Raw genomic sequence first — 21,941 nt, forward strand, 5'->3', positions numbered from 1 at the left:
TCCCCCACCCGGCTCAGGACGAAGGTCCCGCCCACCGCCTTGCCAAGGGCCGCAGACCGCCGGGGCGGTGGTTCGTAGCGTCGGGGGTGACGGAGGGAGCGGTGCCGTGAGCGGACCGGTCGTGGTGGGGGTTGACGGAACGCAGGCCGCTCTCGAGGCGGTTCGCTGGGCGGATCTGGAGGCCATCCGGCACCGGGTGCCGTTGCGCCTGGTGCACGGCTGCGAGGTGGGGGCCGAGGCGCGGGAGCCTGTTGTGGCCGGGGTGGCCAGGGCCGAGCGGGGGTGGCGGTGGTTGGCGGAGGCCGCCGCCAGGACCGGGGCGACCGCTGAGCTGGTGCCCGCCGACGCGGTCGAGTCGTTGGTGGCGCACTCGCGGCGGGCCCGGATGCTGGTGCTCGGGTCGCGTGGGGCCGGGGTGGAGCCCGCGGCGTCGGTGGCGCTGGCGGTCGCCGAGCGGGCGTCCTGCCCGGTGGTGGTCGTTCGTGCGCCGGAACCCGACACGGGGCGGGTGGTGGTGGGGGTGGACGGGTCCGGGGCCGGTGAGCGGGCGTTGGCGTTCGCGTTCGCCGAGGCGGCGCTGCGCGGGGCCACGCTCAGGGCCGTGCACACGTGGAGCGATCTGCTGTCGGACCGGACGCGGTTGGGGCTCGACCGGGTGCGGGCCGCCGAGGAGGGGGAGCGGTTGCTGGCCGAGCGGCTCGCGGGGTGGAGCAGCGGGTATCCCTCGGTCACCGTCGAGCGGGTCGTGGAGCACGACCGGCCCGTTCGCGCCCTGTTGCGGCACGCGGCCAGGGCGCGTCTCCTGGTTGTCGGCAGCCGGGGTCGCGAGCTCGCGGGTTCGGGGATGCTGCTCGGCTCGACCAGCCGGGCGCTGGTCCACCACTCGCCCTGCCCGCTGGCCGTGGTCCGGCCGGTCGGGGCGTCGCGCTGACCCGCCGCCCGCGGGGCGTCGGGAGGCGCTGAGGAAAGGGGTCGTTATGGGCAACAGGATCGTCGTCGGGGTGGACGGGTCGCCCGCCAGCGCGGACGCGCTGCGGTGGGCGGTGGAGGAGGCCGGGCAGCGGGGGTGCTCGGTCGACGCGGTCATCGTGTGGCAGATCGACCCCGGCATGGTGCTCGGGCCGGTCAGCGGCGCGGAGGCGCTCGCCATCGACCCGGAGACCACCCGCGAGGGCTACATGCGGTTGCTGGAGTCGATGGTCGCGCAGTTCGACGTGAACAAGGTGTTCATGGAGGGCGAGCCCGGCCGGGTGCTGGTGGAGGTGTCCAAGGACGCGGACCTGCTGGTGGTCGGCAGCCGGGGGCGCGGACTGCTGCGGGAGGCGCTCACCGGGTCGGTCAGCTCGTACTGCGTGCACCACGCGGAGTGCCCGGTGGTGGTCTTGCGCGAGCGCGAGCCCGCGCACGCGTGACGGCGTCCCCGGTCCCCACCGGCGTCGGTCCGGAGTCGGTCCAGCGTCGGTCCGGCGTCAGTCCGGCGTCAGTCCGACGAGTGGTTCTGCTTGCTCTTGCGGGTGAACTTGCGGGGCTCGGCCGAGCGCAGGACCAGGCGGGCGACCTCGCCGGGGTGCGCCACCGGGCCGAGCGCGCGGCTCCCGGCGCTCCAACCCAGGTCCTCGCTCCAGCGCAGCGGGCCCACGTCCGTGACCAGCTCGGCCCGCACGGGCGAGCACGGCCTGATGTCCACCGCCAGGGTCAGCACGTCGACCCCGGCGCCGCGTAACGTGTCGAGCACCGCGTCCAGGTAGCGGGTCGCGCTGACCGCGGTGTGCGCGCGGGTGGCCATGGTTCCTCCCGGTTCGTCCAGGAGTCGATTCTCCGAGCGCGGGGCCGGTGCGGTGGAGAGGCGAAGGTCCCCGTGCGGGCGGGTCCTTCCCGGTGGGGCGACCGCACGGTTGCGGGAACCGGGGAGTCGCGGGTCCGGGTGCTAGAGCCAGCCGCTCTCCTCGGCGATCCGGACCGCCTCGGCTCTCGTGCGCGCGCCGGTCTTGCCGATCGCGGCCGACAGGTGGTTGCGGACCGTGCCCTCCGACAGGCCGACGCCCTTCGCCAGGTCGGCGACCGTGCCGCCGTCGCGGGCCAGCGCCAGCACGTCGCGCTCCCTGGCGGTCAGCGGGCTGGGGCCCTGGGCGAGGGATTCGGCCGCCAGGTCGGGGTCGACCACGCGCAGGCCCGCGTGGACCCGGCGCACCGCGTCCACCAGCTGCTCGGGCGAGGCGTCCTTGACCACGAACCCGGCCGCGCCCGCCGCCATCGCCCGCGCCAGGTAGCCGGGGCGGCCGAAGGTCGTGCACACGATCACCCGGCAGCGCGGGAGCCGCTCGTGCAGCAGGGCCGCCGCCTCCAGGCCGTCCAGGCCGGGCATCTGCACGTCCAGCAGCGCCACGTCCGGCTCCGTCCGCAGCGCCTCGGGGAGCACCTCGTCGCCGGAGCCGACCGAGGCGACCACCTCGATGTCCGACTCCATGCCCAGCATCGCCGCGAACGCCCCGCGCACGAGCGCCTGGTCGTCGGCCAGCAGCACCCTGATCACGCCGTCCCCCCGTCCCGGACCTCCGCGCGCAGCCGGTACCCGCCCGCGACCGGTCCCGCCTCCAGCGCCCCGCCGATCTCGGCCAGCCGCTCCCGCAACCCCGCCACCCCGCTCCCCGGTTGCCCGGCGCCCGCGCCGCGCCCGTCGTCCACGACCTCGATCCACCGCGCGCCCAGGCGCACCGAGCAGGTGCGGGCCGCCGAGTGCCGCAGCACGTTCGTCACCGCCTCCCGCAGCACGTACCCGAACACCCCCTGCAGCTCCGGCGCGACGTTGTCCACCGCGCTCGGCAGGTCCGCCTCGATCCCGGCCGCCCGCAGCGCCGACCGGGCCGCCACCAGCTCACCGGCCAGCGCCACCTCCCGGTACCCGCCGACCGTCGCCCGCACGTCCCCGAGCGCCTGCCTGGCCAGGGTCTCCAGCTCCCCGACCTCGCCGAGCGCCCGCTCGACCTCGCCGCGCTCCAGCAGCCGCCGCGCCAGCCCGGCCTTCACGGTCACCGTGGTGAGGCTGTGCCCGAGGATGTCGTGCAGGTCCCGCCCGAGCCGGTGCCGCTCCTCGGCGGCGGCCAGCGCGGCGATCTCCACCCGCGCCCGCGCCAGCTCCCGCCGGGTCCGCACCAGCCGGACCACGGCCGCGAACCCCACGACCAGCGAGCCCAGCGCCGCCACCAGGTGCACCGGCTGCCCGGACCCGGCCGCCCGCCACAGCAGGCCCGCGACCAGCGCGGCGGCGGCCGTCCCGTTCATGGTCAGCGCGAGCCTGGCGGGCAGCACGATCGAGGCGGTGCCGAGCACGTGGACCAGCAGCACGGCCGAGTCCAGGCCGGTCACCGCGATCACCAGCAGGCCCCAGGCCACCAGCGCGCCGACCAGCAGCGCCTGCCGCCCCTCGGTGAGGCGGCGGCGCGCCGGCAGCGGCGCGGTCAGCGCGATCCCGTAGCCGACGACCAGCGCCACCGCCGCCACGCGCTGCGCCGGGGGCAGGTCGGCCTCCAGCAGGTCGACGACCAGGGTGGGGACGAACCAGGCGACGAGCGCGAGACCGATCAGCAGCCAGCGGCGGACGGCGCGCTCGGAGCGGTGCACGACGTGAACCTACGCCTCGGCCGCGCGGAACCGGCGGGCGGCGATCAAGCCGAGACCCACCACCCACACGCCGAGCACGAACAGCGCCCGCCCCACCTCCACGTCCACCAGCGGCGACAGCGCGAGCTGCTTGCCCCAGTGCATCGGCAGGGTCAGCACGATCCGGCGCAGCCAGTCCGGGGCCAGCTCCACGGGGATCAGCACGCCGCCCGCCACGCCCAGCACCAGCGACGCCACCCCGGTCACCGCCTGCATCGCGCCCGGCGAGACCACCAGGCCGAGCACGATCCCGAGCAGCACGAACGGCAACCCGGTCAGCCACACCGCGCCGAGCGAGACCAGCCACTGGCCCGCCGTCAGGCGCACGTCCTGCGTGAACGCCCCGACCAGGCCGAGCAGCAGCAGCGGAGGCAGGGCCAGCAGCATCCCGACCACGCCCTTGCCGACCACGTAGCCCGCGCCGGTGAGCGGGGTCAGCCGCAGCTGCCGCTGCCAGCCCGCGCCGCGCTCGACGGCGATGCTCGCGCCGGTCGTCACGGGGGCGGAGATGACGCCGAACATGGCCATGTTGAGCATCAGCGAGATCGCGATGGGCACGCCGCCGAGGGTGCCGCCCTCCACGTTGTAGATGTCCGGGAGCACCAGGAGCATCAGGGAGGGCAGCGGCATGGTGGCCACCAGGTAGCGGCGGGTGCGGGTGGCGCGGAGCAGTTCGAGCACGAGGAAACGCGTGTTCATCACCGGTTCTCCCGTCCGGTCAGCGCGAGGAAGGCCGCTTCCAGGCCCAGCGCGGTGACCTCGACGTCGTGGGTGGTGGGGTGGGTGGCGAGCAGGGCGCGCAGCGCGGCGTCCGAGTCGGCGCACTCCAGCAGGACCCGGTCGCCGCGGGTCTCGACCGCGCGCACGCCGGGCAGCGCGCGCAGCGGGGCGAGATCGGCGCCGGGGGCCGACGCTCCGGGGAGCGTGGCGGCGATGACGCGGCCGGACACGGCGGTCCGGATCTGCGCGACGGTGCCGTCCGCGATGACCTTCCCGCCGTCGAGCAGCACGACCCGGTCGGCGAACTCCTGCGCCTCCTCCAGGTGGTGGGTGGCGAACAGGACGGTCCGGCCGCGCGCGGTGTGCTCGCGCGTGGTGGCCCAGAAGCGGCGGCGGGACTGGACGTCCAGGGCCGCGGTGGGCTCGTCCAGGACCAGCAGGTCAGGGTCGGGCACGAGGGCGGTGGCGAGCAGGGCGCGCTTGCGCTGGCCGCCGGACAGCTCGGTGGAGCGGCGGCGCGCCAGGTCCGTCGCGCCCGCCAGGGCCAGCGCCTCGGCGACCGGCAGCGGGCGGCGGTGCAGCGCGGCGACCAGGCCGACGACCTCGCCGACCGTCGCGCCCTCCAGCAGCGCCCCGTCCTGGAGCACCGCGCCGACCAGGCCGTCCACGACGGCCTGCCTGGGCGTGCGGCCGAACAGCCGGACCTCCCCGGCGTCCGGGGCGGTGAGCCCGAGCAGGACGTCCACGGTGGTGGACTTGCCCGCGCCGTTCGGGCCGAGCAGCGCCACCACCTCGCCGGGCGCGACGACGAGGTCGACCCCGTCCACCGCCCTGACGGCTCCGCGTGACTTGCGCACCCCGCGCAGCGAGACCGCCGCCGGAGCAGTTGTGGTTGCCATGGTGCAAGCTTGTGCTCCCCGGTCGTCCGGGACGCGGGCCGCGCGTCACGACCGGCCCATGACATCCGTCATGGGTGCGCCACGAGGAGGAAGACCGTGCCCGTGCTGGAGGGGTTCACCCGCACCGAGGACACCCCGGACTGGATCCGCTGCTGGGAGCGCGAGATCTCCGGGGTGCCGGTGTACGTGGTGTTCACCGACGACGAGTCCGAGTCCGACGTGGACGGGGAGTTCCTGGCCGCGATCCTGTCCGATGTGGACGGCGTGGTCGCGGCGGCCAGGAGCGCCGCCGAGGAGCACCTGGGGTCGGACGCGTTCAGCGAGCCGTCGATCACCCTGAACCCGCCGGACTCGATGGTCGTGCGGTTCGGCGAGTGCGAGGTGGAGGGCTGGGGCGAGCTGGGCGTCGGGGTGGACTTCGCCGGGTTCGTGGTGACCGGCGTGACGGACTTCGCCGACGCGGAGGACGCCGAGGCCGAGCACGAGGACCACTAGTGGCGCCCCCGGAAGGCGGGGAAGGCGGAGAGGGCGGAGAGGGCGGCGGGGTCGGTCCGGTGGTGGACCTGGGCTCGGTGCTGCTGTGGAGCCCAGGGGGCATCGACCCGGACTACCCGCTGCCCAAGGTCGCGGTGCGGCTGCGCGCGGACGGCATGGAGGCCCTGCTCCCGGAGACGGTGGCGCTGGGCCTGGACGGCCCCGCCCTGCCGGACTTCCTGGCCGACCTGGCCGAGTCGTTCCAGGGCTGGGTGGGGGTGCACGTCTGGGAGAGCCTGGACCACGACCTCGTGGTGACGGCCACCCACGACGGTCGTGGCTCCGTCTCCCTGCGGTGGGAGATCGCGCCCTGGTCCCTCTGGAAGGGGCACGCGTGGCGGGCCTCGGTGGAGGTGGACGTGGAACCGGGGGAGGCGATGCGCAAGCTCGCCGAGGACGTCCGGGAGGCGTTGGCGGTCTAGCGGGTCAGCGGGCCTTGGCGGTGCGGAGGAACTCCGCCCAGGCGGGCGCGGGGACGGTCAGCGCGCCCGCGCCGGGGTTCTTGCTGTCGCGGACGTGCGCGGCGGTCGCGGTCAGGGCGATCTCGACGCAGTTGCCGGTGCCCGTGCTGTAGCTGCTCTTGCGCCAGGTCATCCCAGTTCCTTGATCACGTCGTTGATGAGGTCGAGTGACTCCCTGGGTGACAGGGCCTGGCCCTGCACCGAGCTGAACGCGTGCAGGTAGCTGCGGATGATCCCGCTGCGCTCGTGCACCGTCCAGGAGGTCACACCGTCAGCGTAGACGGCCTCGGGATCGGCTTCGTCGGGCCACTGGATGATCACGAACGAGTCGCCGAGCGCGGCGTGGGCGTCCGCCGTGAACGGGACGACCTGCACCGTGACGTCGTGCTCCCGGACCGTTCGGGCGATGTGCTGGAGCTGCGCGCGCAGGACGGTGGGACCGCCGACCTGCTGGCGGATGGCGGCCTCGCTGACCACGGCGGTCAGGCGCAGGTCCTCGCTGAGCTGCTTCTGGCGCTTCATCCGCAGCTCCAGGTAGCGGTCGATGTCCGAGACCCGGATGTGCGGCGAGACCGCCGTGATGACGCGCTCGGCGTACTCGCGGGTCTGGAGCAGTCCGGGGATGACCTGGCCCTCGTAGGTGCGGATCCAGGACGCGTCGGCCTCCAGCTCGATCAGCATCTGCACGGCCTCGGACAGGATGTCGCCGTAGTCCTGCCACCAGCCGGGCTCGTCGGCCCTGCGGTGCAGTTCCTGGAGCTGGGCGATCGCGTCGGCCGGGATGTCGAGGATCTCCGCCGTGCGGGCCAGCAGGGCGGGGGAGACCTTCGTCTTCCCGGTCTCGATCTTCGACCAGGTGGCCTGGTGCACGCCGAGCCGCGCGGCCAGTTCGGTGCCGGACAGGTTGTTCTGCTGCCGGTGGTCGCCCAGGCGGGCACCCAGGCGGCGGCTGCGCACGGTGGGGCGCATGGGGGTCCTCCGATTGATCGGTCTTCATGATCTCGGCTCGTTCGGGCTATTCCGAGATCACCCGTTCGGGTCGGCTCGGCGGCGACATCAAGCGCGGCATTATGCCTAGCATGGCCGGTGTGGCGTGGGGCACACCGTAGACCCCGCGCGGTGCGCGAACGGAGACGGCTGATGAGCGGGAACTCGGTGACCATCGACCTGAGCGCGAGCGGATCGGTCGGGCTGTGGGCGCGGCGGCACGTGGAGTCGGCCTGCCTGGTCCTGGAGACCGGCGGGGCGCGGTGCGAGGTCGACCTGGGGCGGGCGCAGGTGGAGGCGCTGCGCGACCAGCTCCCCGAGGTGCTGGCCGGGCTCGACCGGTGGGTGGCGGAGAACGACGGGTGCGAGCGCGGCGGTGACGCCGGGCGGCGGGCCGCGCGCGTCGCGGACCGGGCCCTCGAACTGGCGGCGGTCGCGCCCGACGAGGTCGCCGCGTCCCTCCGCGAGGCCGCCGCCGAGGCGAGCGCCAGGGCCGAGGCGGCGGACGCGGCCGTGCGCGCGCTGGAGAACGCGGCGCTCGCCGTCGACGAGGCGGTGGAGCGGCTCGACCAGGTGCTGGGCGAGGCGGAGGCGGCGCTGCCCCGCCGTCCGTGACCGCGACCGTTTCGGACCGGCGCGGACCGGCGGCGGTCTAGGGTGGCGCGCGTGGAACAGCGTGGGGGCGTGGAGCGGCAGGTCCGGTTCGGGACGGCGCAGCTCGCGCCCGCGCCCTACCGGGAGCGCGGGTGGCTGCTCATGGTCGACGGGGTGCTCCAGTCCTGCGTGGACCTGGACGACCCCGGTTACCTGCACCTGCCGTACACCCGCTGGGTGGCGCGCGTGCTCGACCTGCACTGGCCCGAGGGCGACCCGGTGTCCGCGCTCCAGGTCGGCGGCGGCGGGTTCACGATCTCCCGCTACCTCGCGCACGCCCGGCCCGGTTCCGCGCAGGAGGTCTACGAGCTGGACGGGCCGCTGGTCGAGCTGGTCCGGGAGCACCTCGCGCTCGACGCCGTCCCAGGGCTGAGGGTGCGGGTGGCGGACGGCGAGGCCGGGATCAGGGGCGCGGCGGACGGCAGCGCCGACGTCGTGGTCATGGACGTCGCGCGGGTCGGCACGATCGCGCTGAACCTGGCCGTCACGCCGTTCCTGCGCGAGATCGCCAGGACGCTGCGGCCCGGCGGGCTGTACCTGGGCAACATGTGGTCGGCGCCCGACCTGGGGCTCGCGCTGCGGGCCGTCGCGTCGCTGCGCGAGGTGTTCCCGCACGTGGCGCTGCTCGCCGAACCGGGGCTGCTGCTGGGGAAGAAGGCGGGCAACGCCGTCCTCGCCGCCTCCGACCGCGAGCTCCCGCACGCGGGCATCGCCGAGTGGGCGGAAGCCGGGGGGAACAAGGTGTTCTGCCTGTCGGCGGAGAAGCTGGCCCGGTTCAAGGGGACCGCGCAGCCGCTCGACGCGGACATCCCCGAGGACAGCATCACCCCGGTGCCGCGCTGGCGGACCGGGGTGAGCTGACCGGGGTTCACGAGGCCGGCCGGGTGGGGCGGCGCTCGGGCGGGCGTCTTTCACGTTAGGGCCCTGCGGAGCGCTGGTTCCGCAGGGAGTTCAGGTGGACCGGTCGGTGGTCTCGCGCGGCTTCGCCCCGCGACCTGCGGAGCGCTGGTTCCGCAGGGAGTTCTTGGGGTCAGCCCGACGTCAGCAGCCCGTAGTCGCCGTCCCACCGGCGGTACAGCACGGCTCCCCGGCGGGTCCCGGCCTGCCGGAAGAACCGGAACGGCAGCTCCGTCTCGTCCAAGCGCCGCACCGCCTCCGCCTCGGTCAGCTCCGGCACCGGGTGCACGTTCGTCGTCAGCGGCACCACCACCGGCAGCGCGGGCGGCGCGGTGTCCTCCAGGCGCGCCAACCGGTAGCCGGTCGGCCCCACCCGGTACAGCACGCTGTCCTGCCCCGTCTCCGAGTCCGCGAACAGGTGGAAGTCGTAGTCCATCAGGTCCATGGCCAGCGCCGCCGCGTCCGGCGCGCACAGCGCCGCCCGCACCCGCTTGCGCCGCGCCACCCGCCGCGCCCCGGCCCGCCCGGTCACCACCGGCGCCCGGTCCGGTCCCGGCCACGCGCGGTGCGCGCCCGGCGCGTCCAAGCGGGACACCTGGGCGGCCACGCGCTCGCGCAGCAGCCCCGCCACGTCCGCCTCCGGGGCCGCGACCTGCGCCCTGATCCGGTGGCCGCGCACCTCGGCGTTGGCCTGGAGCAGCGCGGTCCCGCCGCCGAGCGCGGTCAGCCGCACCCGCGCCGCCGTCGCGCGGGCGCCGGGCACCCCGCCCAGGAGCTCCGCCACCCCGGTCAGCGCCCGCTCCCGGACCCCGCCGGACGTGCGCACCGCCAGCGCGCTCACCCGCACCCCTCCTCACCACCTGGAAAACCGGTTCCGAGGCTAGCGAGCGACCACCGGGGGACCAGGGACCAAAGTCCCCCACCGTTCGGGAGAAACCCCGCCGACCACGGCGAACGCGCCCGAGGAGCTGCGGTGAGGCGAAGCCCGGTTCACGCCGGGTACGCGACGACCTCCGCCGCCGACACCGCCGCCCACAGCTCGTCGCCCGGCCGCAGCCGCAGCGACGCCACCACCGACGCGGTCACCTCGGCGACCACCGGCACCACCCCGTCCAGCCGCACCCGCGTCGAGTGCCCCTGCTGCTCCAGCCCGACCACCCGCACCGGCCAGGCGTTGCGCGGCCCGTCCTCCGGCCGCTCCCCGTACAGCCCCACCGAGCCAGGCGCGAACGCCACGAACACCTCGCCGCGCAGCTCCTCGCCGATCGCGACCACCCCGCCGCCGTCCAGCTCGACCGAGTCGCCGCGCGCCGTCCCCCTGAGCAGGTTCAGCCCGACCAGCGCCGCCACGTAGTCCGTGCGCGGCCGGGCCGCCACCTCCTCGGGCGCCCCCTCCTGCACCACCCGGCCCGCCTCCAGCACCACCAGCCGGTCGGCCAGCACCATCGCGTCCAGCGGGTCGTGCGTCACCAGCAGCGTCCGGCCCCGGAACCCGCCGAGGTGCTCGCCGAGGTCGGCGCGCACCCGCAGCCGTGTCCCGGCGTCCATGGCCGCCATCGGCTCGTCCAGCAGCAGCAGCCCCGGCGAGGTCGCCAGCGCCCGCGCCAGCGCGACCCGCTGCGCCTGCCCGCCGGACAGCGCGCCCGGCCGGGCCGCCGCGTGCTCGCCCAGCCCGACCCGCTCCAGCCAGCCCAGCGCCGTCGCCCGCGCCTCGGCCTTGCGCACCCCTCGCGAGCGCAACCCGAACGCCACGTTCTCCAGCGCCGACATGTGCCGGAACAGCAGGTAGTCCTGGAACACCACGCCCACCGGCCGCCGCTCCACCGGCAACCGGTCCCAGGCGTCCCCGTCGACCCGCACGTGCCCGCCGGCCAGCGGCACCAGCCCGGCCAGCGCGCGCAGCGCCGTCGACTTGCCCGCCCCGTTGGGCCCGAGCAGCGCCACGACCTCGCCGCGCTCGATCCGCAGCGCCGCGTCCAGCTCGAACCCGCCCAGGCTGACCACCAGCCGCGCGTCCAGCGTCATGCGGTGATCCACCGCTCCCGCAGGGCGGCCAGCAGGGCCACCGACACCACCAGCAGCAGCACGCTCAGCACGATCGCCGCGTCCGGGTCCGTCTCCAGCGCCAGGTACACCGACAGCGGCATGGTCGCGGTCCTGCCGGGGAAGTTGCCCGCGAACGTGATCGTCGCCCCGAACTCGCCCAGCGCCCGCGCCCAGCACAGCACCGCGCCCGCCACCACGCCGGGCAGCACCGACGGCAGGGTGACCCGGCGGAACACCGTCCACCGGGACGCCCCGAGCGTGGCCGCCGCCTCCTCGTAGCGCGGGTCGGCCCCGCGCAGCGCGCCCTCCACCGACACCACCAGGAACGGCATGGCCACGAACGCCTCGGCGACCACCACGCCCGCCGTGGTGAACGGCAGCGACACCCCGAACCAGGCGTCCAGGTACTGCCCCACCAGGCCCCGGCGGCCCAGCACGTACAGCAGCGCCACCCCGCCGACGACCGGCGGCAGCACCATCGGCACGGTCACCAGCGCGCGCAGCACGCCCCTGCCGGGGACGCGCGTGCGGGCCAGCAGCCACGCCAGCGGCACCCCCAGCAGCAGGCACACCAGCGTCGCGAGCGACGCGCACAGCAGCGACAGCCTCAGCGCCTGCCCGACGAGGGGCGCCGACAGCAGCTCGCCGAGCCGGTCCCACGGGGTGCGCAGCAGCATCCCGAGCAGCGGGACCAGCAGGAAGGCCACGCCCACCGCCGCGGGCAGCAGCAGGACCAGCGGCGGTCGGCGCGTCACGGCGCGTCGAAGCCCGCGGCGGACAGGACCTTCTTGCCGCTCTCGGAGAGCACGTACTCCTGGAACGCCCTGCCGCCTGCGGCGTTGGGCGCCTTGGCCAGCACGGCGATCGGGTAGTCGTTGACCGCCTCGTCGGCCTCGGCGAACGTGATGCCCTCCACCTCCGCGCCCGCCGCCTGAACGTCCGTGCGGTAGACCAGCGCGGCGTCGACCTCGCCGAGGCGGACCTTGGTCAGCACGGCCTTGACGTCCTGCTCCAGCGTGTCGGCCTTGGGCGTCACGGCCGCCGCCTCGAACACCTTCTTCGACGCGGCCCCGCACGGCACCTGCTCGGCGCACAGGGCGATCTTCAGGTCGTCCTCGCCGAAGTCGGCCAGCCCGGTGATCCTGCCGGGGTTGCCCTTGGGCACGGCGATCTGCAGCCGGTTGCGCACGAACGTGGTGGGCGTGTCGGTCACCAGGCCAGTGTCGGTGACCTGCTTCATGTTCGCCGGGGCCGCCGAGGCGAACAGGTCGGCGGGCGCGCCCTGGCCCAGCTGCTGGGCGAGGCCCGAGCTGCCGCCGAAGTTGAAGGTGACCTTCGAGCCGGGGTTGGCGGCCTCGAACTCCTCGCCCAGCCGGGTGAACGTCTCGTTCAGCGAGGCGGCGGCGAAGACGGTGATCTCGCCGAGCGGGGTGGCTGCCGAACCGGACTCGGCGGGCGCCGGGGCGTCCGACGGGGCGCAGCCGGTCAGCGCGAGCGCGGTGGCGGACAGCGCGGACAGGACGCGCAGGCGGGGACGGGTTCTCACGGGTGTCAGCCCTCCGGGATCTCTACCACGACGTGGGTGGACTTGATGGAGGCCACGGCCACCGACCCGACCTCCAGGCCCAGCTCCTCGGCGGAGTCGCTGCTCATCAGCGACACCACGCGGAACGGGCCCGCCTGCATCTCCACCTGCGCCATGACGCCGTCCTTGACGACGCGGGTGACGATGCCGCGCATCCGGTTGCGGGCCGAGGTCGTGATCGGCCCGCCCGCCTCGGGGTTCTCGGCGGCGCGCTGCGCGAACGCGGCCAGCTCGGCCCCCTCGACGCCCATGCGCCCGCTGTCGAGCTGGACCGAGGACAGCCGTCCCTGGTCGATCCACCGGCGCACGGTGTCGTCGCTCACCCCGAGCAGGGCGGCGGCTTCGCTGATCCGCAAATTCGGCACGTCGCGGAGTCTAATACCGCAGAAACGGGTGACTGGCAGCCTATTGGCGGCTTCTGCGGAAGTGCCGGAACCCCTGTGGTGCGGGGTGCGCTGCCGGGCGACGCGCGCTCCAGCCGGTACGTGCGGGAGGTGCGCGTGCTCTCCGTCTCGCGGGCCGGCGCGGTCCCGTTCGGCCCAACCGCGGGCCCTCTGGTCGTTCTCGGGCTAGTCGCCCGCGGCGCGCTCCAGGCCGTCGAGCAGCAGCGCGACCGTGAAGTCGAACCGGTCGTGCCCGGTGCCCGCGGTCAGCTCGGCCGCGTGCCGCTTGGACACCGGGAAGGCGTCCGGCAGCTCCGCGAAGCGCCGCGCCATCTCCTCCCGGCTGATCACCCAGTCCTCGCCGCCTGCGATGCGGCGCGCGGCCAGCGAGCGCTCCAGGCTGTAGGCGTTGACGTACAGGGTCAGCGCGTCGACCGCCCACGCGGCGGCCTGCGGCGGGGCGCCCCCGGCGAGCGCGATCGCGAGCATCCCCTCGCTCACCCGCAGCGTGTCCAGGTTGGACGGCGCGGCGGCGAGCGCGGCACGGGAGATTCCGGGGTAGCTCAGGTACTCGTCCCGCAGCGCGGCGCAGACGCCGGTCAGCTGCGCCCGCCACGCCGCCGGGTCGGGCTCGGGCAGCGGGACCCGCGCGCACAGGCGGCCGATGAGCAGCTCGTCCAGGTCCTCCTTGTTGACCACGTGCGCGTACAGCGACGACGCGCCCGTGCCCAGCGCGGCGGCGACCCGGCGCATGGTCAGCGCCTCGTAGCCCTCGCGCTCGACGATGCCGAAGGCGGTGTCGACGATCGCGTCCACGGTGATCGGGGCCTTGCGCGCCGCCCCGCGCCCGGCGGCGGCCTCACCGCCGGGGAGCTGGTTGCGGGCGGCGCGGCGCTGCTGCGGTGTGGGCACGGGGCGAGTCTAGCCGCCGGGGCGAACAGTGTTCCAGGTAACTTCGAACGCTGTTCGCCTTGTCGCGAACACTGTTCGAGAGTAGAACAGTGTTCGTGCCCGCTGAACTGCGAACCACCCCGCCCGCCGCCATCCCGGCCGCTGCCTCGCCCGTCACCACCCCACCCCCGCCGACCTCGCTGCGTCAGGCCTGGGTGGCGCTCGTCGGCCTGTCGGCCGTGTTCCTGTTCGAGATGCTCGACAACTCCGTCCTCACCGTCGCCCTGCCCACCATCGGCCGCGAGCTGTCCGCCACCACCACCGAGCTGCAGTGGGTCACCTCCGCCTACGCGGTCGTCTTCGGCGGCCTGATGCTCGCCTTCGGCGCGCTCGCCGACCGCTTCGGCCGCCGCAGGCTGATGCTCACCGGCCTGACCCTGCTCGCCGCCGCGGGTCTCGCCACCGCCCTCGTCACCACCGCCTGGCAGCTCATCGCCGTCCGGGCCGCGCTCGGCGTGGCCGCCGCCATGACCACCCCCGGCTCCATGGCGCTGGCCTTCCGGCTGTTCCGCGACGACGCGCTGCGCGTGCGCGCCACCACGCTCATCTCCACCGTCGGCCTGATCGGCCTGGCCGTCGGCCCCACCCTCGGCGGCCTCGCGCTCACGGTCCTGCCGTGGCAGGCGTTGCTGCTGGTCAACGCCCCGATCGCGGTGCTCGCGCTGATCGGCGTCCGGGCGGGCATCGCCCCCGACAGCCCGGCCGAGCTGCACCGCGCCCCCGTGGACGTCGTCGGCGCGGCGCTGGGCACGGCGACCGTCGTGCTCGCCCTGGTGACGCCGACCCTGGTCGCGTCCGGGCCGGGCTGGGCCCCGTGGGGGACGGGGGGCGCGGCGGTCCTCGCGGCGCTCGGCTTCGCCCACCGCCAGCGCACCGCCGCCCACCCGCTGCTCGACCTGGCGCTGCTCGCCCGACCGCTGGTGGCGAGCGGCCTCGCCTACAAGGCCGCGGCGGCGCTGGCCACCGCAGGCCTCGGCTACCTCGTCGCCCTCCAGCTCCAGCTCGACTGGGGCTGGTCACCGGCGCAGGCCGCGCTCGGCACCCTCCCGCAGGTCGTGGTCCTGCTCGCCGGCGGCGCGTTCGTGCGACCGCTGCTGAGCAGGCTCGGGTTCGACCGCGCGGCGTGGCTGGGCGCGGCGGCGGTCGTGGCCGGGCTCGCCGAGTACGCCCTGCTCGGCCACCTCGGCTACCCCTGGGTCGCGCTGGCGCTAGTGCTGGTGGCGCTGGGGCTGCGCGTGGTCGGCGTCGTCGCGGCGATGAACGTCCTGCGCGGCCTGCCGGAGAACCGCACCACGACCGGCGCGGCCCTCACCGACACGGCGGGCGAGGTCGCCTCGGCCACCGGCCTGGCGATCACCGGGACGTCGCTGGCCCTGCTGTTCGGCCCCGACCTGACCGCACCCGGCTGGACCCCGCTCCAGACCGCCCACTTCCACCAGGCGATCCTCGTCGCGGCCCTGGCCCTGACCGCCCTGGCGGCGGCCCTGGTCACCTGGGGCGCGCGCCGCTCCCGCGCGGTCCGGGCCTGACCCGGTGTCCTGACCCGGCCGCCCTGACCCGGCCGCCCCGACCCGGCCGCCCTGACCCGGTGTCCTGACCTCCCCTGCACACGCGAACAGGGCCCGCGCGAAGAGCGCGGGCCCCGTTCGGGCGTTGAGTCGGGTCAGGCGGTCGATCAGACCTTGCGGCGGCGGGTCACCGCGAACAGCGCCGCGCCGCCGATCAGCAGGAGCGCGCCGATGGCCAGCGCCATCCCGGCGGGGGAGCCGGTGTGGGCCAGGCCCGCGCCGCCCGAGGTCTTCGCGACGGCCGGGACGACCGGGTTCTCCGAGGTGCTCGGGCTCGTGGCGGTGGTGCTCGACGCCTCAGTGCTGGTCGACGTCGTCGCCGAGGTGGTCTCGGACGTCGACGACGACGAGGTCGTCGCGGAGGTGGTCGACGAGGTCGTCGCCGAGGAGGACGAGGACGTGGTCGACGGCGCGGTGGTCGTGGTGGAGCTGCTGCTGGTGCTGGTCTCCGGGGTGCTCGACTCCGGGGTGGTCTCGACCGTCGTGGTGCTGGTCGTCGTGCTGGTGCTCGGCGCGGTCGTCGTGGTCGGGACCGTGGTGGTGGTGCTGGTCTCCGGGGTGGTCTCCTCGCACGGCGTCGTGGTCGTGGTCTCGACGGTCGTGCTCGTGGTGGTGCTGGTGCTCGGCGCGGTGGTGGTCGTCGGCGCGGTCGTCGTGGTGCTGGGCGCGGTGGTCGTGGTGCTGCTCGACGTCGTGGTCTCGACCGTCGTCGTGCTGGTGCTGCTGGTCGTGCTGCTGCTCGGGACCGTCGTGGTGCCGGTGCCGCAGGTCGGGATCACGCCGGTGAACGGGTACGCGTGGAACTCGTTGCCGTCGCCGCTGCCGTTGCCGCCGTGCTCCAGCGAGCCCGCCGTGAAGAACCGCCCGCTGAAGCCGGGGGTGCTGACCTTCGCGGTGCTGTCCTGGCGGGGGATGACCACGCTGCCCTGGAACTCGGACTGGCCGTTCAGGGTCACGGTCGTGGCGTTCGGGAAGTTCCACAGCAGCCGCTGCCCGAGGCGGTCGATGCCGTCGCGGTTGTTGTGCGTGCCGGACCAGCTGGTGATGCGGGGCGCGGAACCGGTGGCGTTGACCAGCACGGTCGCGCCGTCCGGGACGCCCACGAACTCGATGCCCTGCATCGACCCGTTCGCCCCGGTGATGTCGCCCGCCAGGGTGAAGACCTGGAGCGCGGACACGCCGTCGCCGGTGAACGTGGTGGCGAGGTCGTCGCGGGTGACCGTCCCGGTGGCGGGGAGCGCGGCGTAGCAGGCGCTGTCCTCGCGGAGCGCCTCGCCGATGCCCGCGTAGGGCGCGAAGGCGTTGTCGTCCTGCACGGCGGCGCCGGTGCTGCTGACCACGCCGGTCTTGGTGCCCGCGTACCGCACGACACCGCCGTCGGCGCGCAGCTCCTGGCCCGGCGCGATGGTCAGGTCCCCGCCGGTGACCAGGAAGTCCGAGCCCGCGGGCGGCGGCACCTGCGAGCCCGCGCCCACGGTCCCGACGTTGTAGCCGACGCCGCTGCCGTCCTTCGCCAGGGTGAACGAGCCCCCGACGACGAGCCTGCCCTCGGCCTCGGCCGCGTTGCCGGACACGGTGAACGACTTGCCGACGAACACGTTGACCGCCTCGTCGCGCCCGTCGAACCGCCCGCTGTTGCCGCGGACCGGCGCGTACTCGGCCGGGCACTCGGCGCCGACGCACGGGCCGGGGCCCGTGGCGGGGGAGGGGCTGGCCTGGGCGCTGGCCAGGACGACGGTGGCCGTCGTGACAACCAGACCGGTGGCAATACCCGCAACTACCGAGAGTCGACTCAAACGCATGAACCGATAGTGCGGCACAGCAACCCATTTGCACCTGAATGGGTGAGCGCGCTCACCCAAATAGAGTAGCGATATACACGATCGGGTGAAGTTTTTTCCGCAGGTTTGACAACTGTCCGTTGTGGACGGTCGATCTCGGCTCTTTCGGGTGAGGCAACGGGTCCACGACGGTTGCGCGACGGTTGCCGGGATCCGGAACCCGGTTGCGGGACGGTTGCCGCGGTTGCGACGGGTGCGAGGCTGCCAGAAGCCCGATGTCCGTTTTGCCGTCACCCCCGGTAGTCGGAACCGGGACCCGGTCGCCGCCCGCCGACCCGACCGCCCCCACCGCGCACACTGATCCCGTGGTCGACACCAAGCGCAAGCGCGGCGAACTGCGCATCTACCTGGGCGCGGCCCCCGGCGTCGGCAAGACCTTCGCGCTGCTGAACGAGGCCCACCGCCGCCGCGAGCGCGGGGCGGACGTCGTCGTGGGCCTGGTCGAGGCGCACGACCGCGCCCGCACCGCCGAACTCCTGGACGGCCTGGAGCAGATCCCCCGCCGCACCACCCACCACGACGGGGAACCCCGGTCCGAACTGGACCTGGAGGCCGTCCTGCGCCGGGCCCCGGCCGTCGTCGTGGTCGACGAGCTCGCCCACACCAACCCGCCCGGCGCCGGGAACCCCAAGCGCTGGCAGGACGTCGAGGACCTCCTGGACGCGGGCATCGACGTCCTCACCACCCTGAACGTCCACCACCTGGAGTCCCTCAGCGACGTGGTCCGCCGGATCACCGGCGTCGACCAGCGCGAGACCGTCCCGGACGAGGTGGTCCGCCGCGCCGAGCAGGTCGAGCTGGTCGACCTCACCCCGGAGGCCCTGCGCCGCCGCCTGGCGCACGGCAACGTCTACCCGGCCCACAAGGTCGACGCCGCCCTCGCCGACTACTTCCGCCCCGGCAACCTCGCCGCCCTGCGCGAGCTGGCCCTGCTCTGGGTGGCCGACCAGGTGGACGTGGCGCTCCAGCGCTACCGCGCCGACCAGCGCATCACCGACACCTGGGAGACCAGGGAGCGCGTGGTCGTCGCCATCACCGGCGGCCCGGAGAGCGAACCGCTGATCCGCAGGGCCCGCCGCATCGCCCTGAGCGCGGCGGCCGAGCTCCTCGTGGTCACCGTCCTGCCGGTGGCCCCGCGCGCCACCGGCCCCGACGCGCCCGACGCCCCGTCGCGCTTCCGCAGGCTCACCGAGGACCTCGGCGCGACCTACCACACCGTCGTCGGCGACGACGTCCCCACCGCGCTGCTGGAGTTCGCCCGAGGCGTCAACGCCACCCAGCTCGTCCTCGGCGCGTCCCGCCGCTCCCGCCTGGCCAGGGCGTTCGACGGGGGCGTCGGGGCCGCGGTCATCGCGCGCTCCGACAGCATCGACGTCCACATGGTCCCGCACGACGAGTCCCCGGAGCCCCCGCGCCGCCACCCGGACCGCAACCCGCTCACCCCGTCCAGGCAGGCGCTCGGCTGGCTGCTCTCGGTCCTGCTGCCGCTGGTCGTCACCGGGATCGGCACCGCGCTGGCCGAGGACATCACCTTCTCCACCGACCTGGTCGGCTTCTTCCTCGCCACCGTCGTCGTCGCCCTGGTCGGCGGCCTCGGACCGGCGGTGTTCGCCGCGCTGATCGGCGCCGGGATGCTGAACTTCTTCTTCACCCAGCCCTACTACAGCCTCACCGTCTCGGCCCAGGAGAACCTGCTCACCCTCCTGGTCATGGTGACCGTGGCCGTGCTCGTGGCCCTCGTGGTCGACCGCGCCGCCAGGCTCGCCTCCCAGGCCGCCCGCGCCCGCACCGAGGCCGCGCTGCTCGCCTCCTACGCCCGCACCGTCCTGGCCGGACCGGACCCGCTGGCGCGCCTGCTGGAGCAGGTCCGCGAGAACTTCGCCCAGGAGTCCGCGACCCTCCTCGAACGCGTCGACCACGACTGGACCCCGGTGGCCTCGGCGGGCCCGAACCCCTGCGCCGACCCCGACGAGGCCGACGTGGACGTCCCGGTGAACCCGGACGTGCACCTCGCCCTGCGTGGCAGACCCCTGGCGGCGGGCGACCGCAGGGCCCTCGAAGGCGCCGCCGGGCAGGCGCTCCTTGCCCTGCGCCACCAGCGCATGTCCGCCCAGGCCGAGGACGCCCGCCGCCTCGCCGAGACCACCCAGCTGCGCACCGCGCTGCTCTCGGCGGTCGGCCACGACCTGCGCACCCCGCTCACCTCCATCAAGGCGTCGGTCGGCAGCCTGCGCGACGTGGAGCTGTCCCTGTCCGCCGAGGACACCGCCGAGCTGCTGGAGGCGGTCGAGCTGTCGGCGGACCGGCTCACCGGCCTGGTCGACAACCTCCTCGACTCCTCCCGCCTCGCGACCGGCGCCGTGACCCCGGTGTTCAAGGCGATCGGCTACGACGAGGCGGTCGCGGCGGCGCTCGCGGGCGTCGACGAGCGGGACCGGGTGCTGGTGGAGGTCCGCGAGGACCTGCCCCCGGTCCGGGCCGACCTCGGCCTGCTGGAGCGGGTGGTCGCGAACGTCGTGGACAACGCCCTGCGCCACGGCAGCCGCAGGCCCGCGCCCCGCGCGAGTGGCGGCCCGGATGCGGCGGGCCCAGGGGCTGCGGGCCCACGGGTGGCGGGCCCCGAGGCGACGACCCCCGAGGTGGGGTTCCCCGAGGTGGCGGTCCGGGCCAGCGCGCACGGCGACCGCGTCGAGCTGCGGGTGGTCGACCACGGCCCCGGCGTCCCGAGGCACACGACTGAGGCGGTGTTCGCCCCGTTCCAGCGCCTGGGCGACCGGGACGCCGCGCCCGGCATCGGCCTGGGGCTCAGCGTGGCGAAGGGCTTCACCGAGGCCATGGGCGGCGCGATCACCGCCGAGGACACCCCCGGCGGCGGCCTGACGATCGTGGTGTCCCTGCCCGCCGCCGGTCCGCAGACCCCCTGACCGCCCGCGCGGGACCCGGTCCGGGGCCCGCCGCGCGCCCGGCGGTTACGATCGGTGCTCCTGCAAGGCGTGCGACGTTCGGGGTGGCTCGATGGCGGATCGCGAGGCTGGCGGCGACGGCCGCGAGGAGCCCGACGACGGTGAGTACGACGAGTACGACGACGACTTCGAGTTCGAGGCCGACGACGAGGCCGACGACGACTTCGACGAGGTCGTCGACGAGCTGGAGGAGGACGAGGACGACGAGGACGGCCTGTTCACCGTGACGGCCGAGGCCAGGACCATCTGCCACCTCTGCGGCGGCGCGGGCTACCTGGCGAACCCGGTGGCGGCGGTCATCGGCGGTGTCCCCAGGACCATCGACAACGGCCGCGAGTGCCCGCACTGCACCGGCTCGAAGACCTTCCCCGGCATGATCATCCCGGTCTGACCCGGCCCCGGACCGCGAGGGCCCCGGACCGCGAGGCCCTGGCCCGTGAAGGCCCCGGACCGCGAACAGCGGTGGCCCGGTCCCCTGCGAAAGGGCCGGGCCACCGCCGCTCCCGCGCCCGGCGAGCGGTCCGGTCGCGGACGTCGGCGGACCCGCGTCCCCCAGGGAGGCGGGTCCACCACCCGGCGCCGTCGGGAGCGCACCACCCCGACCGCACCGGAGACCTGCGTCAGTCGCCGATCGCGCGCAGCGCCCGACCGTCCTGCGCGGCCTCGCGCTGGTGGTCGGCCACCGACGCGATCGTCGTCTGGAACGAGTCGATCAGCGTCACGATCTGCTTGATCTCCTGGATCGCGGAGACCGCGCGCGTGGTGTCCTCCTTGATGACGTCGACCTTGTGGCCGATGTCGTCGGTCGCCCGCGACGTCTCGCTCGCCAGCTCCTTGACCTCGTTGGCCACCACGGCGAACCCGCGCCCCGAGTCGCCCGCGCGGGCCGCCTCGATGGTCGCGTTCAGCGCCAGCAGGTTCGTCTGGTCGGCGATCGTGGTGATGAACTGCACGACCTTGCCGATCTCCAGGCTGCTCTCGCCGAGCTTCTCGATCGCCGAGACCGCCGTCTCGGTGACCGACACGGCCGTCTGCGTGGTGTCCGACATGCGGTTGCTCACCTCGGCCAGCTCGTTCGCGCTGTCGCCCAGGCGGTCCACGAAGCCCAGCGCGGCGCTCATCAGCGTCTTCTGGGTGTCGATGTCCAGCAGCGCGCCCGCGACGCGCAGCGGGACGCCCGCCCCGTCCCGCCGGGTCGTGCCGCTGGCGCGGTACCAGCGGTACTCGCCGGTCTTGCGCTTGAGGCGGTACTCGATGTCGTAGGGGATGCGGCCGGTGCGGTCGTTCAGGTGCGCGGCGAACGCGCCCAGCACGGAGTCCTTCTCGTCCGGGTGCAGCCGCGAGGCCCAGCTGTCCAGCACGTTCGGGAAGTCCCGCTCGTCGGTGAACCCGAGCATCTTGCGCAGGTGGTCGGACCACCAGAACTCGTTGCCGGCGTTGACCGGGTCGCCCGCGACGACCGACATGTCCCACAGCCCGATGTCCGAGGCCTTGATCATCAGGCCGTAGCGCTCGTTGACGAACTCCAGCTCCTGCTTGAGGGCGGCCAGCTCGTCACGCAGCGCGTCGGCCTCACCGGTGTCGGCGACGGTCCGGGGACCGGGCTCGCGACCCCCGGTCTCCTGCTGAGCCCTCCGGGACTTCCAGCCGAGCATGGGGCCTCTCCTCTCGCTGTCGCGGCGGGCGCGGCACGCGCCACAGGACCACCCGCGTCGTCCCGCGGGGCCAAGTCCGGCGACGGCAGCGAGGCGGGGGAGCTGAGGATTACCCGGTGGTAGCGCCGATCGGGTGG

The 21,941-nt window shown here is 74.8% G+C and carries 24 protein-coding genes; 9 read left to right on the forward strand and 15 right to left on the reverse strand.

Features of this window, described 5'->3' with window-relative positions:
- The first annotated feature begins 106 nt into the window (after nucleotides 1-106).
- Both AMIR_RS09690 and AMIR_RS09695 read left to right on the forward strand, forming a co-directional pair.
- Nucleotides 107-931, forward strand: coding sequence for a universal stress protein (locus AMIR_RS09690; RefSeq protein ID WP_015800771.1), 825 nt, complete (start codon nucleotides 107-109; stop codon nucleotides 929-931).
- Nucleotides 932-977: 46 nt separating this feature from the next.
- On the forward strand, nucleotides 978-1,412 hold the full coding sequence (locus AMIR_RS09695; protein WP_015800772.1) for a universal stress protein: 435 nt from the start codon (nucleotides 978-980) through the stop codon (nucleotides 1,410-1,412).
- 68 nt (nucleotides 1,413-1,480) lie between these two features.
- On the opposite strand, the gene AMIR_RS09700 is transcribed toward AMIR_RS09695, so the two are convergent.
- The 5 genes from AMIR_RS09700 to AMIR_RS09720 form a co-directional block, all read right to left on the reverse strand.
- Nucleotides 1,481-1,786 (reverse strand): hypothetical protein, encoded by a 306-nt coding sequence (locus AMIR_RS09700; RefSeq protein ID WP_015800773.1) that lies wholly within the window; start codon nucleotides 1,784-1,786, stop codon nucleotides 1,481-1,483.
- 141 nt (nucleotides 1,787-1,927) lie between these two features.
- Complete coding sequence (locus AMIR_RS09705; protein ID WP_015800774.1) at nucleotides 1,928-2,533, reverse strand: response regulator transcription factor; 606 nt, start codon at nucleotides 2,531-2,533, stop codon at nucleotides 1,928-1,930.
- Nucleotides 2,530-3,621, reverse strand: a complete 1,092-nt coding sequence (locus AMIR_RS09710) for a sensor histidine kinase (RefSeq protein ID WP_015800775.1) — start codon at nucleotides 3,619-3,621, stop codon at nucleotides 2,530-2,532. Before AMIR_RS09710 ends, AMIR_RS09705 begins: the two co-directional genes overlap by 4 nt.
- 9 nt (nucleotides 3,622-3,630) lie before the next feature.
- Nucleotides 3,631-4,359 (reverse strand): ABC transporter permease, encoded by a 729-nt coding sequence (locus tag AMIR_RS09715; RefSeq protein ID WP_015800776.1) that lies wholly within the window; start codon nucleotides 4,357-4,359, stop codon nucleotides 3,631-3,633.
- Entirely contained in the window at nucleotides 4,359-5,279 is a 921-nt protein-coding gene (locus AMIR_RS09720; RefSeq protein ID WP_015800777.1) for an ABC transporter ATP-binding protein, read from the reverse strand. The genes AMIR_RS09715 and AMIR_RS09720 overlap by 1 nt, the downstream gene beginning before the upstream one ends.
- 96 nt (nucleotides 5,280-5,375) lie before the next feature.
- Here AMIR_RS09720 and AMIR_RS09725 point away from each other — a divergent pair, with 96 nt between their 5' ends.
- Nucleotides 5,376-5,774 carry a hypothetical protein gene (locus tag AMIR_RS09725; RefSeq protein WP_015800778.1) on the forward strand — a complete coding sequence of 133 codons (399 nt, stop codon included), beginning with the start codon at nucleotides 5,376-5,378 and terminating at the stop codon, nucleotides 5,772-5,774.
- On the forward strand, nucleotides 5,774-6,235 hold the full coding sequence (locus AMIR_RS09730; protein WP_015800779.1) for a DUF6228 family protein: 462 nt from the start codon (nucleotides 5,774-5,776) through the stop codon (nucleotides 6,233-6,235). Before AMIR_RS09725 ends, AMIR_RS09730 begins: the two co-directional genes overlap by 1 nt.
- A 4-nt stretch (nucleotides 6,236-6,239) precedes the next feature.
- Here the strand turns inward: AMIR_RS09730 and AMIR_RS36865 are convergent, their stop codons facing one another.
- Complete coding sequence (locus AMIR_RS36865; protein ID WP_015800780.1) at nucleotides 6,240-6,407, reverse strand: DUF397 domain-containing protein; 168 nt, start codon at nucleotides 6,405-6,407, stop codon at nucleotides 6,240-6,242.
- Complete coding sequence (locus AMIR_RS09735; RefSeq protein WP_015800781.1) at nucleotides 6,404-7,243, reverse strand: helix-turn-helix domain-containing protein; 840 nt, start codon at nucleotides 7,241-7,243, stop codon at nucleotides 6,404-6,406. The genes AMIR_RS36865 and AMIR_RS09735 overlap by 4 nt, the downstream gene beginning before the upstream one ends.
- A 171-nt stretch (nucleotides 7,244-7,414) precedes the next feature.
- Here AMIR_RS09735 and AMIR_RS40920 point away from each other — a divergent pair, with 171 nt between their 5' ends.
- Both AMIR_RS40920 and AMIR_RS09745 read left to right on the forward strand, forming a co-directional pair.
- Complete coding sequence (locus AMIR_RS40920; protein WP_015800782.1) at nucleotides 7,415-7,876, forward strand: hypothetical protein; 462 nt, start codon at nucleotides 7,415-7,417, stop codon at nucleotides 7,874-7,876.
- Nucleotides 7,877-7,927: 51 nt separating this feature from the next.
- Nucleotides 7,928-8,776, forward strand: a complete 849-nt coding sequence (locus AMIR_RS09745) for a spermidine synthase (protein ID WP_015800783.1) — start codon at nucleotides 7,928-7,930, stop codon at nucleotides 8,774-8,776.
- Between the two features lie 169 nt (nucleotides 8,777-8,945).
- On the opposite strand, the gene AMIR_RS09750 is transcribed toward AMIR_RS09745, so the two are convergent.
- The 6 genes from AMIR_RS09750 to AMIR_RS09775 all read right to left on the reverse strand — a co-directional run bounded on the left by AMIR_RS09750 (nucleotide 8,946) and on the right by AMIR_RS09775 (nucleotide 13,738).
- On the reverse strand, nucleotides 8,946-9,653 hold the full coding sequence (locus AMIR_RS09750) for a sigma 54 modulation/S30EA ribosomal C-terminal domain-containing protein (protein WP_015800784.1): 708 nt from the start codon (nucleotides 9,651-9,653) through the stop codon (nucleotides 8,946-8,948).
- Between the two features lie 149 nt (nucleotides 9,654-9,802).
- Complete coding sequence (locus tag AMIR_RS09755) at nucleotides 9,803-10,837, reverse strand: ABC transporter ATP-binding protein (protein WP_015800785.1); 1,035 nt, start codon at nucleotides 10,835-10,837, stop codon at nucleotides 9,803-9,805.
- The gene (modB, locus tag AMIR_RS09760; protein ID WP_015800786.1) at nucleotides 10,834-11,613 is read right to left on the reverse strand and encodes a molybdate ABC transporter permease subunit; all 780 of its coding nucleotides are present in this window, start codon (nucleotides 11,611-11,613) and stop codon (nucleotides 10,834-10,836) included. Before modB ends, AMIR_RS09755 begins: the two co-directional genes overlap by 4 nt.
- A complete protein-coding gene (modA, locus tag AMIR_RS09765; protein ID WP_015800787.1) occupies nucleotides 11,610-12,404 on the reverse strand; it encodes a molybdate ABC transporter substrate-binding protein in 795 nt (264 codons plus the stop codon). The genes modB and modA overlap by 4 nt, the downstream gene beginning before the upstream one ends.
- A 5-nt stretch (nucleotides 12,405-12,409) precedes the next feature.
- Nucleotides 12,410-12,847 (reverse strand): TOBE domain-containing protein, encoded by a 438-nt coding sequence (locus AMIR_RS09770; RefSeq protein ID WP_280956294.1) that lies wholly within the window; start codon nucleotides 12,845-12,847, stop codon nucleotides 12,410-12,412.
- A 165-nt stretch (nucleotides 12,848-13,012) separates the two neighbouring features.
- Nucleotides 13,013-13,738 (reverse strand): TetR/AcrR family transcriptional regulator, encoded by a 726-nt coding sequence (locus AMIR_RS09775; RefSeq protein WP_015800789.1) that lies wholly within the window; start codon nucleotides 13,736-13,738, stop codon nucleotides 13,013-13,015.
- Between the two features lie 89 nt (nucleotides 13,739-13,827).
- On the opposite strand from AMIR_RS09775, the gene AMIR_RS09780 reads away from it, so the two are divergent.
- Nucleotides 13,828-15,306, forward strand: coding sequence for an MFS transporter (locus AMIR_RS09780; protein ID WP_015800790.1), 1,479 nt, complete (start codon nucleotides 13,828-13,830; stop codon nucleotides 15,304-15,306).
- 146 nt (nucleotides 15,307-15,452) lie between these two features.
- On the opposite strand, the gene AMIR_RS09785 is transcribed toward AMIR_RS09780, so the two are convergent.
- Nucleotides 15,453-17,147, reverse strand: coding sequence for a choice-of-anchor A family protein (locus AMIR_RS09785; protein ID WP_084798838.1), 1,695 nt, complete (start codon nucleotides 17,145-17,147; stop codon nucleotides 15,453-15,455).
- A gap of 254 nt (nucleotides 17,148-17,401) precedes the next feature.
- On the opposite strand from AMIR_RS09785, the gene AMIR_RS09790 reads away from it, so the two are divergent.
- Together AMIR_RS09790 and AMIR_RS40105 are read left to right on the forward strand one after the other, a co-directional pair.
- Nucleotides 17,402-20,110 (forward strand): DUF4118 domain-containing protein, encoded by a 2,709-nt coding sequence (locus AMIR_RS09790; protein WP_015800792.1) that lies wholly within the window; start codon nucleotides 17,402-17,404, stop codon nucleotides 20,108-20,110.
- Between the two features lie 91 nt (nucleotides 20,111-20,201).
- Entirely contained in the window at nucleotides 20,202-20,540 is a 339-nt protein-coding gene (locus AMIR_RS40105; RefSeq protein WP_015800793.1) for a hypothetical protein, read from the forward strand.
- 229 nt (nucleotides 20,541-20,769) lie between these two features.
- Here AMIR_RS40105 and AMIR_RS42650 read toward each other — a convergent pair whose 3' ends face one another.
- On the reverse strand, nucleotides 20,770-21,804 hold the full coding sequence (locus AMIR_RS42650) for a methyl-accepting chemotaxis protein (RefSeq protein WP_015800794.1): 1,035 nt from the start codon (nucleotides 21,802-21,804) through the stop codon (nucleotides 20,770-20,772).
- Between the last annotated feature and the right edge of the window lie 137 nt (nucleotides 21,805-21,941).

The sequence above is a fragment of the Actinosynnema mirum DSM 43827 genome (assembly GCF_000023245.1).
Classification (GTDB): domain Bacteria; phylum Actinomycetota; class Actinomycetes; order Mycobacteriales; family Pseudonocardiaceae; genus Actinosynnema; species Actinosynnema mirum.

Coding starts and splice junctions, on each gene's coding strand:
- AMIR_RS36865 (WP_015800780.1), bottom strand. CDS start 6,407: ATGACCTGGCGCAAGAGCAGCTACAGCACGGGCACCGGCAACTGCGTC.
- AMIR_RS09720 (WP_015800777.1), bottom strand. CDS start 5,279: ATGGCAACCACAACTGCTCCGGCGGCGGTCTCGCTGCGCGGGGTGCGC.
- AMIR_RS40105 (WP_015800793.1), top strand. CDS start 20,202: ATGGCGGATCGCGAGGCTGGCGGCGACGGCCGCGAGGAGCCCGACGAC.
- AMIR_RS09735 (WP_015800781.1), bottom strand. CDS start 7,243: ATGCGCCCCACCGTGCGCAGCCGCCGCCTGGGTGCCCGCCTGGGCGAC.
- AMIR_RS09790 (WP_015800792.1), top strand. CDS start 17,402: ATGTCCGTTTTGCCGTCACCCCCGGTAGTCGGAACCGGGACCCGGTCG.
- AMIR_RS09785 (WP_084798838.1), bottom strand. CDS start 17,147: ATGCGTTTGAGTCGACTCTCGGTAGTTGCGGGTATTGCCACCGGTCTG.
- AMIR_RS42650 (WP_015800794.1), bottom strand. CDS start 21,804: ATGCTCGGCTGGAAGTCCCGGAGGGCTCAGCAGGAGACCGGGGGTCGC.
- AMIR_RS09755 (WP_015800785.1), bottom strand. CDS start 10,837: ATGACGCTGGACGCGCGGCTGGTGGTCAGCCTGGGCGGGTTCGAGCTG.
- AMIR_RS40920 (WP_015800782.1), top strand. CDS start 7,415: ATGAGCGGGAACTCGGTGACCATCGACCTGAGCGCGAGCGGATCGGTC.
- AMIR_RS09700 (WP_015800773.1), bottom strand. CDS start 1,786: ATGGCCACCCGCGCGCACACCGCGGTCAGCGCGACCCGCTACCTGGAC.
- AMIR_RS09695 (WP_015800772.1), top strand. CDS start 978: ATGGGCAACAGGATCGTCGTCGGGGTGGACGGGTCGCCCGCCAGCGCG.
- AMIR_RS09715 (WP_015800776.1), bottom strand. CDS start 4,359: ATGAACACGCGTTTCCTCGTGCTCGAACTGCTCCGCGCCACCCGCACC.